Below are 12429 nucleotides of genomic sequence, written 5' to 3' on the forward strand. Positions count from 1 at the left end.
CGCGGGGCTCCGGCTCGGTGGCCGGCTTGTCCCCTTGCGACTGGCCGTCGCGTCCGTACTCGATCAGTCCGCACCAGCCTTGTAACCCACGCCACGGACGGTCACGACGATCTCCGGGTGCTCGGGGTCCTTCTCGATCTTGGAGCGCAGCCGCTGGACGTGCACGTTGACCAGCCGGGTGTCGGCCGCGTGCCGGTAGCCCCAGACCTGCTCGAGCAGCACCTCACGGGTGAACACCTGCCAGGGCTTGGAGGCCAGGCAGACCAGCAGGTCGAACTCCAGCGGGGTGAGCTGGATGGTCTCACCGCTGCGCTTGACCGAGTGGCCGGCCACGTCGATGGTCAGGTCGCCGATGGTCAGCGACTCCGGCCCGGGCTCGTCCATCCGGCGCAGCCGGGCCCTGATCCGGGCCACCAGCTCCTTGGGCTTGAACGGCTTCACCACGTAGTCGTCGGCGCCGGACTCCAGGCCGAGCACCACGTCCACGGTGTCGCTCTTGGCGGTCAGCATCACGATCGGCACACCGGACTCGGCCCGGATCGCCCGGCAGACGTCGATCCCGTCCATCCCGGGCAGCATCAGGTCGAGCAGCAGCAGATCGGGCTTGAACTCACGGAAAGCAGGCACCGCCTTGTCGCCGGTGGCGACCAGGTAGGTGTCGTAGCCCTCGTTGCGCAGCACGATGCTGAGCATCTCGGACAACGCCGTGTCGTCATCGACGATGAGGACTCGGCCCCGCATCGTCCGGTTACCTTCTGCCACGCCTGCTCCTTGCCGGTCCGGATGTACTACGCGCCCAGCGGGCGCCGGTCGTACGCACTACGGATAGTGTCCCATTCCCCGGCCAACGCACACGCCGGATCGCCGGGCGGAACCGCGGCAATAGCGGTATGAGCCGTCCGGCCTGTGATCATGGTGCACTGCGGGGGTCCGGGACAACCTGGGAGGGGCGGGATGAGCGACGACATCGGGGTCTACGAGAGTTCGGAGTACTCCGAACCGCTGCGGCCGTGGCTGCCCGCCGACCTGCTCGACAACGCCGCCCGGACCATCTCCGAGAACAAGGCGATCATGCTGGGGCTCCCGGTGCTGGCCGGGATCGCGCTGACCGCTGTACAGGCCGCACTGACCCAGCTCACCGTGCCCGGTGGGATCAGTGGCTTCTTCAACGCCGACTCCCCCTTCGAGCAGGCCGGCATCGCCATGCTGGTCATGTACGGAGTGGAACTGATCCTGTTCGCGGTGGTGTCGAGCATGCTGTCGGGCATCATCGCCCTGGCCGCCGTACGCAGCCAGCTGGCCAACCGGGTCGGCCCACGCGAGCTCCTCCGGCTGGTACGCCGGTCCCTGCCGGCTCTGGCCGCCGTGGGCATCGTCCAGTCGCTCTGCTTCGGGGTGATCATCGCCGGCTGGGGTCTGGGCGTCTTCGCCATCGGGGCCGGTACGGACGCGCTGATCTCGTCCGAGGCGGCCGGGCTGGTCGCAGTACTGCTGGTGCTGGTCGGTGGCGTCCTGGTGCTCATCTTCGGGATACGGCTCGTGCTGGCGGGCACTGTGGTGCTGATGGAGGGCAAGCACGCTCCGGACATCGGGCTCTACATCCCTGCCAGGGTTGGCGTCTGGGGATCGCTGAAGCGGTCCTGGCGACTGGTACGCGGTAAGTTCTGGCGGGTGCTCGGCATCCTGCTGTTCGGCGGACTGGTGGTGAACATCGTCAGCTACGCGCTGCAGTTCGGCATCGGTACGCTGGCCGCCACGCTCGGCTCCTGGGCCGACGGCAGCGGGGACAACACGGCCACCATCGTCACAGTCGTCCTGGCCATCTCCGCCGGGCTCGCGACAGTCCTGACCCTGATCGCCAGCCTCGCCTTCATGTCGGCCGTCCAGGCGCTCATCTACCTGGATCTGCGGGTCCGGCGCGAGGGGCTCGACCTGTGGATGCGTCCGGCGCTCAAGGCACCGACCGGGCCGACTCTGTGAGGGCCCTGGTGTTCCTGGAGCCGCCGGTCGACGTCAACCGCGACGAGGCGGCGCGGGAGGCCGCCAAGGAGCTGGCCAAGCCCGCCTACGGCCAGGCCGGCGACAACGTCATCTCGCGGATCATCGGTCACATCCTGGACTGGATCGGCGACCTGTTGAGCAACCTGACCGGCCAGTCCACCGATGGCCGAGCAGGCCTGGCGATGCTGCTGGGGCTGATCGTGCTGGTCGTGATCGTGGTGCTCTGGCGGGCCGGCGTACTGCGGACCACGCGCGGCACGAAGGGTCAGGCTGTCTTCGAGAGCGATCGGCCGCTTGGAGCGTCTGCCTACCGCTCGCAGTCTGTGGAGGAGGCGGCCAGGGGTGACTACGCGGCTGCGGTGCGGAGTCGCTTCCGTGCTTGCGTTGCGGAGCTGACCGAGCGCACTGTGCTCGACGAGCGGCCGGGGCGGACGGCGTACGAGGCTGTGGCGGACGCTGGGCGGGTAGTACCCGCTCTGCGGGAGCCACTGCAGCCGGCGGCGCTCGTGTTCACGGAGGTTGTCTACGGCAACCGACCTGGGACGCCCGAGCGTTATGCGCTTGTGGTGACCGCTGATGAGGCTGCCAGGCATGTATCGACGCGGCAGTTGGTGCAGGAATGAGTAGCACTAGTACCGCGGTCGGCCGGAGCGGTACCGAGGCCTGGCGAGCGTTGCGGGTGCCGTTGCTGGTCACCGGGCTGGTGGTCCTCGGCCTGCTCGTACTGCTCATTGCAGGAGCCGCTCGAACGTCCGGGCCGTTCAGCCCTGACTCTGCCGACCCGGCGGGCGCCAAAGCCCTCGCTGCGCTGCTGGAGAACCACCAGGTCGAGGTCACAGGCACCACGGCGTACGAGGACGCTATCGACGGCAGTGCGGACAAGACGCTGCTGATTGCGCCCGGTGGCTCGTTGAGCCGCTCGGACTGGGAGGACATCGCCATGGCCGGCTGGGGCCATGTGGTGCTCATCCGGCCGGGCACCAGGGCACTGGAGCTCATCGCGCCCGGCGTACTGAACGCTAGCTCGACACTGCCCGAAGACAGCCGCTCCCCCGACTGCGACCTCCCTGCAGCGGTCAAGGCCGGCACGGCGACGGTCAGCGGCGTCTCGTACTCCTCCGCCGGCGCGTCCGCCGCCTGCTATGGCGACGGCATCCACCACACGCTCATCCGGCTCGAGACCGGCGGCAAGATCGTCGACGTGGTCGGCTCGCCGAAGACCTTCACCAACGAGTACCTGGCCGACGACGGCAACGCGGCCCTCGCGCTGAACCTGATCGGTACGAACTCCGAGGTGGTCTGGTACCTGCCGCAGTACGAGGACGACGGCTACGACTACGGCGATGACGACGACAGCGATGGGCCGCCCCTGGTCCCGCCGGACGTCCGGTACATCGCCTGGGCACTGGCATTCGCCGCCTTCGTGGTGGCCATCTGGCGTGGGCGGCGGCTCGGACCCGTAGTACCGGAGCCGCTGCCGGTCATCGTGCATGCAGCGGAGACCACTGAGGGCAGGGCTCGCCTCTACCGGCGGTCCCGGGCACGGGACCGTGCTGCGGCCGCTCTGCGTGAGTCAGCGCTCGGCAAGCTCCACACTGCACACGGCATCCCTCGCCGAGCCGAGCCGACCGCGGTGGTGGCCGCAATCGCCGCCCGGACGGGCAGGGATCCGGCAATGCTGTACGAACTGCTCTATGGTCAACCACCACTCGACGACGCCGCCCTCATGTTTTTGTCCAATCAGCTGGACCTGCTGACGCTGGAGGTACGACACCCGTGACGACCGCTATCGAGGTCACCCCCGAACGGGCCAGGCAGGCTCTGGTCGAGCTGCGGAACGAGATCGGCAAGGCGGTGGTCGGCCAGGAGACAGCCGTCACCGCCCTGGTCCTCGCCCTGCTCTGCCGCGGCCACGTCCTGCTGGAAGGAGTCCCCGGTACGGCGAAGACGCTGATGGTGCGGGCGCTGTCGATGGCGATGCGGCTGGAGACCAAGCGGGTCCAGTTCACTCCTGACCTGATGCCCGGCGACGTCACCGGGTCGCTGGTGTACGACGCGAAGACCAGCGAGTTCGAGTTCCGCAAGGGGCCGGTGTTCACCAACATCCTGCTCGCGGACGAGATCAACCGGACGCCGCCCAAGACGCAGGCCGCGCTGCTCGAGGCGATGGAGGAGCGACAGGTCACCGTCGACGGCGAGCCGCGGCTGCTGCCGGTCCCCTTTGTCGTTGCCGCGACCCAGAACCCGATCGAGTACGAGGGCACCTATCCGTTGCCCGAGGCCCAGTTGGACCGGTTCCTGCTGAAGGTGACGCTGGACATCCCGCCGCGTGACGCTGAGATCGCGGTACTGGCCCGGCACGCCGCCGGCTTCGACCCGCGCGATCTGGTGGCTGCTGGGTTGCGACCAGTGGCTGGGCCGGAGGACTTGCTGGCGGGGCAGGCGGCGGTGCGGCGGGTCGCAGTACGGGAGGACGTACTTGCTTATGTGGTCGACCTGTGCCGGGCCACTCGGCAGTCGCCGTCGCTGCAGCTTGGGGTGTCGCCGCGTGGGGCTACTGCGCTGCTTGCGGTGGCGCGGGCATGGGCCTGGTTGTCCGGGCGCGACTACGTGATCCCGGATGACGTCAAGGCGATGGCACGTCCTTGCCTGCGGCACCGGGTGCAGATCCGGCCTGAGGCAGAGCTGGAAGGTGTCACGGCGGACGCGGTACTGGAGAGTGTGCTGGCCACGGTGCCAGTGCCACGCTGATGGTCGTCACTGGCCGGGCCGGCGTACTGGCCGGGGCAGGGGTGCTCTTCGTCGCCGTACTCATGCCCAGGTGGGCTGGGGTCGGTGTAGTGGTCGCTGTCGTGCTGGTGGTGTGCGTAGTCGACCTGTTGCTGGCTGGGTCGCCTCGACGGCTGCAGTTGAGTCGGGAGGGCGATACTGCGGTGCGGCTGGGGCAGCCGGCTGTGGTGACGCTGCTGGTGGCCAACCCCGGGCGGCGGGTCAAGGGGCTGCTACGTGATGCTTGGCCGCCTTCGGCCGGAGTACAGGATCCCCCGCACAAGCTGGACCTGCCAGGTGGCGAGCGGCGGCGGCTGACCACGCACCTGGTGCCTACCAGGCGTGGGGATCGGCATGCTGATCGCGTGACTGTGCGGTCGATCGGGCCGCTCGGGTTTGCTGGGCGACAGGGGGCACACAAGGTGCCGTGGACGGTACGGGCGCTGCCGCCGTTCAACAGCCGCAAGCACCTGCCGTCGCGGCTTGCCCGGCTGCGGGAGCTCGACGGCCGAACCGCCTTGCTGGTAAGGGGTCAGGGGACCGAGTTCGACTCACTGCGCGACTACGTGCCTGGTGACGACGTCCGGAGCATCGACTGGCGGGCGACGGCTCGCCGCAACTCCGTAGTACTGCGCACCTGGCGCCCCGAGCGCGACCGTCAGGTAGCCATCGTCATCGACTCCGGCCGGATGTCCGCCGGCCGCGTAGGCGACGCACCTCGCCTCGACCACGCCATGGACGCCGCCCTCCTCCTGGCCGCCCTGGCCACCCGCGCCGGCGACCGAGTCTCCCTACTGGCCTGCGACTCCGAAGTCCGCGCCGACGTCCGCCGGCCCGCACCCCAAGACGTCCTACCGTCCTTCGTCAACGCCCTGGCCAACGTAGACGCCCAACTGGTCCAGACAGACTTCCGCGTAGTCGTCTCCCAAGTCCTGGAACGCCTGGGCCAACGCTCCCTAGTAGTCCTCCTCACTGGCCTGGACCCGGCAGTAATCGAGGAGTCCCTCCTCCCCGTAATCGGCCCGTTGTTGCGCCGCCACGTCGTCGTACTGGCTTCCGTAGCCGACCCCCGCCTGACGGAGATGGAATCCACCCTCTCCGACATGATCGAGATCTACGGCGCCGCCTCGGCCGCCCGAACCCGCCTGGACCGAGAACGAGTAACCGCCGTCCTCACCCGAGCCGGCGCCACGGTCGTAGACGCCAACCCAGACCAAATAGCCCCCGCCCTAGCCGACACCTACCTGGCACTCAAGAAGGCCGGCCGCCTCTAGCGCGGATCTGTCTTAGAGCAGGTGGCAGGCTGCTTGCGCGCTCGTCGACGACGGTAGGACCGGTAGTAGGTCGTTGCGGCACTTGTCGGCGATGGGGTTGCCGGCGGCTACTACCTGGCAGCGGGGGTGGAAGCGGCAGCCGGTGGGGATGCGGGTGGGGTCTGGGGGTTCGCCGGTGAGGACGATGCGGGTTGGGGACTCGGGGAGTACCGAGAGCAGGGCTTGGGTGTAGGGGTGCTGGGGGGACTTCAGGATCTGTTCGGTGGGGCCGGATTCGACGATTCGGCCCAGGTACATGACGGCTACCCGGTCGGCGATGTTCCAGGCGAGGCCGAGGTCGTGTGTGACGACGAGGGCGGACAGGCCCAGTTCGTCGCGGAGGCGGAGCAGGAGGGCGAGGATCTCGCCGCGGACGGAGGCGTCGAGGGAGGCGACCGGCTCGTCGGCGATCAGGACCTTCGGGTTGAGGGCCAGGGCGCCGGCGATCACGACGCGTTGGCGTTGGCCGCCGGAGAGCTCGTGCGGGTAGCGCAGGAAGAAGCGTTCCGGTGGCCGGAGGCCCGCCCGCGACAAGGCCTCGGCGACGACCTTCTCCTCGTCGGGCAGCCCGTGGATCCGGGGACCTTCGGCAACGGCTTCGTAGACCGTCTGGCGTGGGTTGAGTGAGCCCATCGGGTCCTGCAGGACTAGTTGGACCTGGCGGCGGTAGGCCTTGAGCGCCTTGGCCCGATAAGAGAGCGGCGTACCGTCGTACGAGACCGTGCCCGAGCTTGGGCGTTCGAGGCCGAGCAGTGTTCGGGCGAGCGTCGTCTTGCCGCAGCCCGATTCGCCGACCAGCGCCACGATCTCACCAGCGCCGACGGCCAGGTTGACGCCGTCCACGGCCCGGGCGGCTCGCCGGCCACGAGAGGCGAACGAGACCTCCAAAGCGGTTGCCTCTAGCAAGATTCCTCCAGCACCAGAACACAGGCCGCCGTACGCCGATCGCCCGCCGGCCGCAACTCGACGTCGACCGTCGAGCACGACTCCAGCGCCACCGGGCAGCGCGGATGGAACACACATCCCGACGGCAACTGCTGCGGATCGGGCGGATCGCCTCCGAGACCCCGCGGCGCGAGCCGTGACGCGGGATCACCAACGGTCGGAAAGGCGGCCGCCAGCGCCTGGCTGTAGGGATGCCGGAAGACACCATCCGCAGGACCGGTCTCGACCAGTCGCCCGGCGTACATGACGGCCAATCGGTCACAGGTGTCAGCGAGCACCGACAGGTCGTGCGAGATCATCAGCAGCGAGATCCCCTGCGACGCGATCAGCGACTTGATCAGCGTCAGCACCTGCGCCTGCACCATCAGGTCGAGCGCGGTGGTCGGCTCGTCGGCGATGATCAACTGCGGCTCACACGCCAGCGCCATCGCGATCATCACGCGCTGCCGTTGACCACCGGACAACTCATGTGGATAGCTGCGCGCTCGCCACGCCGGCAACCCCACCTGGGCGAGCAACGAAGCGACCCGACCACGCGCCTTCTCCGAAGAGCAAATCTTGTGCACCAGCAAGGGTTCCGCGATCTGATCACCGATCCGCTGCACCGGGTTCAGCCCGTGCTGCGCCCCCTGGAAAACGATCGACGCCTCGGCCCAGCGAACCGCCCGCAACCGCCCCCACTTCATCGCCAGCACATCCTCGCCACCGAGCATGATCCGCCCCGTAGTCCGGGCATCACGAGGCAGCAACCGCAGCAGAGCCATCGCCAGCGTCGACTTCCCCGACCCTGACTCGCCCACCACACCGAGCGCCTCGCCGGCCTCGAGCGACAACGACACATCCCGTACCGCGGGCACGTCCCCCGATGCGATCCGGTACGTCACGGACAACGAGTCCAATTCGAGCAGACTCATCAGGCGGCCCTCCGCAGTCGCGGATTCAGGACGGTTTCCAGCGCCCGCCCGCACAGCGTGAAGGCCATCACCACGATCACGATGCACAAACCCGGTACCAGGATGTACCACCAAGCACCCGACGTCGCCGCGCCCCAGTCATACGAGCCACGCAGCATCGTCCCCCAGGACGTCTTGTTCGCACTGACCCCGAGGAAGGCCAGCGTCGATTCCGTGACGATCGCGCTCGCCACCTCCAGCGTCGTACTTGCCAACAGCAACGGTGCGACGTTCGGCAACACGTGCCGCGTGGTGATGTGCCAGTGCCCGCCGCCCAGTGCCTGCGACCGCTCGATGTACGGACGTGCCTCCACCGCCAAGGTCTGCGCGCGAATCAGCCGAGCCGTCGACGGCCAAGAGGTCACGCCGATCGCCGCGATGATCGTCACCGTGCTGCCGCCCAGGATCGCCGCCAGCACCAGCGCCGTCACCAACGAGGGCAACACCAGGAACCAGTCGGTGATCCGCATGACGATCGCACCGATCCAGCCGCGGAAGTGCCCGGCCGCGATCCCGAGCACGGTCCCGATCACCATGCTCAGCAACGCGGCGAGGAACCCGATCAGCAACGAGGTCCGCGATCCCCACCAGATCATCAGCAGCACGGACCGTCCCGACTCGTCCGTCCCCAGCGGGTCGTCCCAGCTCGGCGGCGCGAGCTTCGCGCGGGTCCCACTGACGACGTTCGTCACCCCCGCATCGATGAACAGCGGCGCGATCACAGCGAGCAGGACGGCGAGCAGCAGGATCGCGAGGCCGATCACACCGGCGCGGTGACCACGGAAGTCGCTCCAGAACCTTTCCAAGGAACGGCGCCGACGCGTCCAAGTGATGCTCATGCCGACCTCACCCGAGGGTCGAGCAGGTGGTACACGACATCGGCGAGCGTGTTCATCAAGATCACCGAGACCGTGATCAACAGGAACGTGCCCTGCATCAACGTGAAGTCAGGCACCCGGATCGCCTCGTAGAACAACTGTCCCAGCCCCGGCCAGCTGAAGATCGCCTCGACCGTCACCGCCCCGCCGACCACGAACCCGATCCGCATGAACACCAGCGTCACCGTCGGCAGCAGTGCATTCGGTACTGCGTGCCGCCGCCGGATCTCGTCATCCCGCAACCCCTTGGCCCGGGCCGTCGTCACGTAGTCCTGCCCCACCTCGTCGAGCACCGACGAGCGCATCACCAGCAGGTACTGCGCGTAGACGACCGCCACCATCGTCAAGCACGGCAGGACCATGTGCTTGGCAACGTCCAGCACATAGAGGAACCCGTCCGGCGCATCGACGCTCTCGATCCCGCGCGTCGGGAAGATGCCCGGAATCGGCCCGATCCCGGCGGCGAACACCATCAGCAGCAGGAGTCCGAGCCAGAACGTCGGCACCGACCACAGCACCAGCGACACCCCGGTCGAGAACTTGTCGAACCGGCTGCCCGGCTTCCACCCGGCGCGCGCGCCTTGCCAGATGCCGAGGCTGACGGCCATCACCAGCGCGGTACCGGTGAGCAGCAGGGTGGCGCCGAGGCGTTCGCCGATGAGGTCCAGTACCGGGCGCTTGTACTCGTACGACGTACCGAGGTCGAAATGCACCGTCTGGTTGACGAAATGGACGAACTGCTCAGCCAGCGACTTGTCCAGCCCGAGCCGGTGCCGCTCCAGATCGAGCTGCTCCGGCGTCATGTTCCGCCCCTGCGCCAGCGCCCTGACCGGATCCCCCGGCAGCAACCGGAACGCGAAGAACGTCGCCACGATCACCATCGCAATACTCAGCAGCGCCCCGCCGACCTTGGCGGCGGCGTACCGGAGCAGTCCGCCGCGGGCGGGTTGCTCGTCGATTGCCTCGACGGCCGGCGGGGCGATCGTCATTCGCGGTCGTCCGCGACGGTCTTGCGGCGGCGGGTGAGGAAGAAGCCGGCTCCGAGCAGGACGACGACGGCCGCGGCGACGCCGACGATCACGCCGGTGTTGGAGCCGTCTTCGTCGGTACCGGCGTCCTTCGAAACCGCTTGGAGGGTGTAGAAGGGCCAGTAGCCGCTGCCGCCGTACAGGATGCCCTTGTCCTCGGGGATCGGCGTGATCGAGGCGATCCGGTCCTTGCGGTAGCCCTCGAGGTCGTTCGGGTAGTACAGCGCGATCACCGGAGCGTCCGTGTAGAGCCGCTCCTCCATCTTCTTGATGATGTCGGCGCGCTTCGGCCGGTCGAGCTCCTTCAGCTGCTGCTGGTACAGGGCCTCGTACTGCGGGTCGCAGTAGAACGACTCGGTACCGCCGCCCTCACCCGATGCCGTCGGCCGTCGGCTGCACAGGTGCGTCGCGAGCACCTCCTCCGGATCCGGGTTCACCGACCAGCCGCTGATCGCGATGTCGAACAGCGCCGTCGTCCCGGTCTCCTCGGTGAACTTGCTGGAGTCCAGCCGCTTGGTGGTCAGCGTGATCCCGATCTCCTTGAACCAGCCGGTCAGGTACTCCGCGAGCTTCTCCTCGATCGGCGTATCGGTGTGGATGCTGAACCGGAACTGCAGTTTGCGCGACCCGTCCGGCATCGTCCGGATGCCGTCGGCGCCCTTCTTGTACCCGGCCTGGTCGAGGATCTGGTTGGCCTTCGCGAGATCGAAACTGACCTTCTCGGCGCCCGACGCCTGCCAGAAGAAGTCCTTGTACATCGGCGGGATGATCGATCCGTCGGCCGGCACCGCGAGCCCGTTCTGCACCTCGTCGACCAGCTTCTGCTTGTCGATCGCGTAGTGCAGCGCCTCCCGCACCTTCGGGTCCTTCAGCGCCGGATGCCCGTCGCCGATCGGCTTGTTGTCGCTCGTCGTCGCGCCGTGGTTGATCTGCAGGTACGTCGCCCGCCGGCCCTGCTCGTTCCACTGGACGATGTTGCTGTCGCCCTTGAGCGCGTCGAAGTCCGGCGGCGCGAGCCGGCCGATCAGGTCGATGTCGCCCTTCTTCAGCCCGACGATCGCGGCCGCCGGGTTGTCGTAGAAGATCACCTGCAGCTCGTCGATCTTCGGCGCGCCCCGCCAGTAGTCCGGGTTCGCCTTGAGCTTCACGTACTGGTCCTTCTTCTGCTCCACCGCGATGTACGGCCCGCTCGTCACCGCTGGGAAGTCGGTGGCCTCGTACTTCGCGATGTCGGCAACCTTCTCCCAGACGTGCTTGGGCATGATCGGCACCGGGTTGTCGAGCATCGACGCCTGCGGGGTCTTGAGCTTGATCGTCAGGTTCTGGCCGCTGGCCGTGACGCTGGCGAAGTTCTCGACCGCCGGGCCGTTCGCGGTCTTGGCGCCGTCGTCGGTGATCATCTTGTTGAACGTCCAGGCCGCGTCGTCGGCCGTGATCGGCTGGCCGTCGGACCACTTCGCCTGCCGGATCTTGAACGTCCAGGTCAGCCCGTCGGGCGAGGTCGTCCAGGACTCGGCCAGGTCAGGACTCGGCTGCAGGGTCTTGGCGTCGGGCACGGTCAGGAACCCGTACATCCAGCGGTGGATCGACGACGAGACCAGCCGGACGGCCAGGAACGGATTCAGCGAGTCCACCGACTGGGTGGCGCCGACCCTGATCACCTTGGGCGCCGCCGGGTCAGCTTGTGGGGCCGCCTGGGCGGTCGCTCCCGGTAGTCCTCCGAGCGCCAGCATCCCGACTGCCGCCGCCGCGCCGATCCATCTCCGCATCCGCCCCACGCACCTTCCGCCCTGATGGTTTAGGGAGAAAACCACACCATTTGACTACCGCTCGTCAATGATTGACGAACTTTCGTCACAGTATCGTTGTGCCGGGTCACCCGAACGTGACCAGGCAATAGACTGCTGCGTGCTCGACACCTTGTACTTCGATGGCGACCAGACCCTCTGGGACTTCGACCGCCAGATGCGCCGGGCCCTGCAAGCAACGCTCGACGAGCTCAGAGTCCAGCGACCTGAACTGCCGACGACAGGCCTCGACGTCGAGTCGATGATCGCCGACCGGAGGAGCTCGCCGAGCAGTTGACACTCCGGTACCTCGAGCAGCGGTTCAGCGTGGCCGACCTGTACGCCGACACGCTCACCACGCTGGAGGCGCTGCGGTCGACGTACCGGCTTGGCCTGCTGTCCAACGGGAACGGGTATCCGGATCGGCTCGGCCTGGATGGCATCTTCACCGCGGTCGTCTTCGCCCAGGATCATGGGGTCTCGAAGCCGGACCGGCGACTGTTCGAGATCGCCGCGCAGCGAATCGGCTCCGCCGCCGGCTCGATCGCGATGATCGGCGACTCGCTCGTCAACGACGTCAGCGCCGCGCAGCGTGCCGGATGGATGGGCGTCTGGCTCAATCGCAGCGCCAGCGCGTGCCCGGCCGGTCATCAGCCCGACGCGGAGATCGTCACCCTCGCCGAGTTGCCCGCTGTGGCGGCGGAGCAGCATCGGGTGGCTGAGCATCACTCGAAGGAGTGACGTCTGGCGGCCCC

13 protein-coding genes are annotated in these 12429 nt (G+C 67.9%); 7 read left to right on the forward strand and 6 right to left on the reverse strand.

Translation table 11 applies throughout. The annotated features are described in order from the left end of the window. Positions 1-63: 63 nt before the first annotated feature. A complete protein-coding gene (gene mtrA / locus ACIA12_RS17780) occupies positions 64-741 on the reverse strand; it encodes an MtrAB system response regulator MtrA (protein ID WP_026163715.1) in 678 nt (225 codons plus the stop codon). 213 nt (positions 742-954) lie between these two features. Between mtrA and ACIA12_RS17785 the strand changes: the two genes are divergently transcribed. From ACIA12_RS17785 to ACIA12_RS17805, 5 genes are read left to right on the forward strand one after another with little or no spacing between them, the layout of a single operon-like run. Beyond that, entirely contained in the window at positions 955-1980 is a 1026-nt protein-coding gene (locus tag ACIA12_RS17785) for a hypothetical protein (RefSeq protein ID WP_396368072.1), read from the forward strand. Further along, positions 1977-2624 carry a DUF4129 domain-containing protein gene (locus ACIA12_RS17790; protein ID WP_396368073.1) on the forward strand — a complete coding sequence of 216 codons (648 nt, stop codon included), beginning with the start codon at positions 1977-1979 and terminating at the stop codon, positions 2622-2624. Before ACIA12_RS17785 ends, ACIA12_RS17790 begins: the two co-directional genes overlap by 4 nt. Next, positions 2621-3781, forward strand: coding sequence for a DUF4350 domain-containing protein (locus ACIA12_RS17795; RefSeq protein WP_396368074.1), 1161 nt, complete (start codon positions 2621-2623; stop codon positions 3779-3781). Before ACIA12_RS17790 ends, ACIA12_RS17795 begins: the two co-directional genes overlap by 4 nt. Beyond that, a complete protein-coding gene (locus tag ACIA12_RS17800; protein WP_343983645.1) occupies positions 3778-4752 on the forward strand; it encodes a MoxR family ATPase in 975 nt (324 codons plus the stop codon). Before ACIA12_RS17795 ends, ACIA12_RS17800 begins: the two co-directional genes overlap by 4 nt. Next, positions 4752-6044, forward strand: a complete 1293-nt coding sequence (locus ACIA12_RS17805) for a DUF58 domain-containing protein (RefSeq protein WP_396368075.1) — start codon at positions 4752-4754, stop codon at positions 6042-6044. Before ACIA12_RS17800 ends, ACIA12_RS17805 begins: the two co-directional genes overlap by 1 nt. Positions 6045-6056: 12 nt before the next feature. Here ACIA12_RS17805 and ACIA12_RS17810 read toward each other — a convergent pair whose 3' ends face one another. Genes ACIA12_RS17810 through ACIA12_RS17830 form a run of 5 tightly spaced genes read right to left on the reverse strand, consistent with a single transcriptional unit; the run spans position 6057 to position 11656 of the window. Next, on the reverse strand, positions 6057-6989 hold the full coding sequence (locus ACIA12_RS17810) for an ABC transporter ATP-binding protein (RefSeq protein WP_396368076.1): 933 nt from the start codon (positions 6987-6989) through the stop codon (positions 6057-6059). Further along, positions 6983-7942, reverse strand: a complete 960-nt coding sequence (locus ACIA12_RS17815) for an ABC transporter ATP-binding protein (protein ID WP_396368077.1) — start codon at positions 7940-7942, stop codon at positions 6983-6985. The genes ACIA12_RS17810 and ACIA12_RS17815 overlap by 7 nt, the downstream gene beginning before the upstream one ends. Further along, positions 7942-8820 carry an ABC transporter permease gene (locus tag ACIA12_RS17820; protein WP_396368078.1) on the reverse strand — a complete coding sequence of 293 codons (879 nt, stop codon included), beginning with the start codon at positions 8818-8820 and terminating at the stop codon, positions 7942-7944. Before ACIA12_RS17820 ends, ACIA12_RS17815 begins: the two co-directional genes overlap by 1 nt. Then, on the reverse strand, positions 8817-9848 hold the full coding sequence (locus ACIA12_RS17825) for an ABC transporter permease (protein WP_396368079.1): 1032 nt from the start codon (positions 9846-9848) through the stop codon (positions 8817-8819). The genes ACIA12_RS17820 and ACIA12_RS17825 overlap by 4 nt, the downstream gene beginning before the upstream one ends. Continuing rightward, positions 9845-11656 carry an ABC transporter substrate-binding protein gene (locus ACIA12_RS17830; protein WP_396368080.1) on the reverse strand — a complete coding sequence of 604 codons (1812 nt, stop codon included), beginning with the start codon at positions 11654-11656 and terminating at the stop codon, positions 9845-9847. The genes ACIA12_RS17825 and ACIA12_RS17830 overlap by 4 nt, the downstream gene beginning before the upstream one ends. Positions 11657-11795: 139 nt before the next feature. Here ACIA12_RS17830 and ACIA12_RS17835 point away from each other — a divergent pair, with 139 nt between their 5' ends. Both ACIA12_RS17835 and ACIA12_RS17840 read left to right on the forward strand, forming a co-directional pair. Further along, positions 11796-11972, forward strand: coding sequence for a hypothetical protein (locus ACIA12_RS17835; RefSeq protein ID WP_396368081.1), 177 nt, complete (start codon positions 11796-11798; stop codon positions 11970-11972). After that, positions 11969-12415, forward strand: a complete 447-nt coding sequence (locus tag ACIA12_RS17840) for an HAD family hydrolase (protein ID WP_396368082.1) — start codon at positions 11969-11971, stop codon at positions 12413-12415. Before ACIA12_RS17835 ends, ACIA12_RS17840 begins: the two co-directional genes overlap by 4 nt. Positions 12416-12429 lie beyond the last annotated feature (14 nt).

Source organism: Kribbella sp. NPDC051620 (genome assembly GCF_044453825.1).
Taxonomy (GTDB): domain Bacteria; phylum Actinomycetota; class Actinomycetes; order Propionibacteriales; family Kribbellaceae; genus Kribbella.

Coding starts and splice junctions, on each gene's coding strand:
- ACIA12_RS17830 (WP_396368080.1), bottom strand. CDS start 11,656: ATGCGGAGATGGATCGGCGCGGCGGCGGCAGTCGGGATGCTGGCGCTC.
- ACIA12_RS17820 (WP_396368078.1), bottom strand. CDS start 8,820: ATGAGCATCACTTGGACGCGTCGGCGCCGTTCCTTGGAAAGGTTCTGG.
- ACIA12_RS17825 (WP_396368079.1), bottom strand. CDS start 9,848: ATGACGATCGCCCCGCCGGCCGTCGAGGCAATCGACGAGCAACCCGCC.
- ACIA12_RS17795 (WP_396368074.1), top strand. CDS start 2,621: ATGAGTAGCACTAGTACCGCGGTCGGCCGGAGCGGTACCGAGGCCTGG.
- mtrA (WP_026163715.1), bottom strand. CDS start 741: ATGCGGGGCCGAGTCCTCATCGTCGATGACGACACGGCGTTGTCCGAG.
- ACIA12_RS17785 (WP_396368072.1), top strand. CDS start 955: ATGAGCGACGACATCGGGGTCTACGAGAGTTCGGAGTACTCCGAACCG.
- ACIA12_RS17805 (WP_396368075.1), top strand. CDS start 4,752: ATGGTCGTCACTGGCCGGGCCGGCGTACTGGCCGGGGCAGGGGTGCTC.
- ACIA12_RS17815 (WP_396368077.1), bottom strand. CDS start 7,942: ATGAGTCTGCTCGAATTGGACTCGTTGTCCGTGACGTACCGGATCGCA.